This is a genomic window from Pseudoflavonifractor sp. MCC625 (genome assembly GCF_018784545.1).
GTDB lineage: Bacteria > Bacillota > Clostridia > Oscillospirales > Oscillospiraceae > Pseudoflavonifractor_A > Pseudoflavonifractor_A gallinarum.
The window spans coordinates 5,663-7,084 of sequence record NZ_WQOJ01000036.1 but is presented as its reverse complement, the minus strand read 5'-3'; the positions used below and the strand labels follow the sequence as shown (position 1 = coordinate 7,084).

At 48.5% G+C, this 1,422-nt stretch carries 2 protein-coding genes and 1 pseudogene; all 3 read left to right on the top strand.

The window, feature by feature from the left end; translation table 11 throughout:
* Positions 1-627: CD0415/CD1112 family protein (locus GPK94_RS12485; RefSeq protein WP_252192631.1), on the top strand; the 627-nt coding region annotated here is incomplete at its 5' end.
* 20 nt (positions 628-647) lie between these two features.
* The gene (locus GPK94_RS12480) at positions 648-1,103 is read left to right on the top strand and encodes a PrgI family protein (protein ID WP_009272665.1); all 456 of its coding nucleotides are present in this window, start codon (positions 648-650) and stop codon (positions 1,101-1,103) included.
* Positions 1,060-1,422: pseudogene (locus tag GPK94_RS16145) on the top strand (conjugal transfer protein TraE); the annotation flags it as partial. The gene GPK94_RS12480 and the pseudogene GPK94_RS16145, both read left to right, overlap by 44 nt.

The following is a 1,422-nucleotide window of genomic DNA, read 5'->3' as shown; positions in this document are numbered from 1 at the left end:
ATCCAGATGATTGCAGACAAGAACAACCTGCATGATGTGGATACCTGGATGATTTTCAAGTGGGTGTTCAAATCAGCTGCCGCCATTCTCATTGTCACAAACACATGGAATATCGTGATGGGCGTCTTTGATATGGCGCAGAGCGTGGTGGCGCAGGCGGCGGGGATTATCAATTCGGATGCGTCCATTGACATTTCCTCAGTTATGACCGACCTGGAACCGAGGCTGATGGAAATGGATCTGGGACCGCTGTTCGGACTGTGGTTCCAATCCCTCTTTATTGGCATTACTATGTGGGCGTTATATATCTGTATCTTTATCGTTATTTATGGCCGTATGATCGAGATCTACCTTGTAACTTCGGTGGCTCCCGTTCCAATGGCTGCAATGATGGGTAAAGAATGGGGCGGTATGGGACAGAATTACCTCCGATCCCTGCTGGCGCTGGGCTTTCAGGCGTTTCTCATTATCGTCTGCGTGGCAATTTATGCTGTGCTGGTGCAGAACATCGCTCTGGAAGATGACATCATCATGGCAATCTGGAGCTGCGTGGGCTACACCGTACTGCTGTGCTTTACACTGTTCAAAACCGGCAGCCTCGCAAAATCAGTCTTTCAGGCGCATTAAAACGGAAGGAGGTTTCCACATTGGCTTATGTACCCGTACCCAAGGACTTAACAAAAGTCAAAACAAAGGTCATGTTCAATCTGACCAAGCGACAGCTTATCTGTTTTACGGGCGGAGCGCTTATTGGCGTACCGCTTTTCTTTTTGCTCAGAAAACCTACCGGAAACAGTGTAGCGGCTATGTGTATGATGCTGGTTATGCTGCCCTTCTTTATGCTGGCTATGTACGAAAAGCATGGACAGCCCCTTGAAAAGATCGTGGGCAACATTCTCAAAGTAGCTGTGATCCGTCCCAAGCAGCGTCCCTACCAGACCAATAACTTTTATGCCGTATTAAAGCGGCAGGAAATGCTCGATAAGGAGGTGTATGACATTGTTCACCGCAATAAAAAAATGGCTGCATCGGATGTTCGGGAAAACCGAGGAAAAAACTGTGCAGCCGGTAAAGACAAAGAAAAAGCTGTCCCGCGCCGATAAGAAGCAGATCGAAGCGGCCATTGCCCGCGCCAACCGCACGGACAAAAAAGGAAAATCTGCGCAGGACAGTATCCCTTATGAACGGATGTGGCCGGACGGAATCTGCCGCATATCGGACAGCCACTACACAAAGACCATTCAGTTTCAGGACATCAACTATCAGCTCTCCCAAAACGAAGATAAGACGGCAATCTTTGAGGGTTGGTGTGATTTCCTCAATTATTTTGACAGCTCGATTCATTTCCAGCTGTCTTTTTTGAACCTTGCGGCATCGGAGGAGACCTTTGCTAACTCCATTTCCATCCCGCCCCAGAGGGAT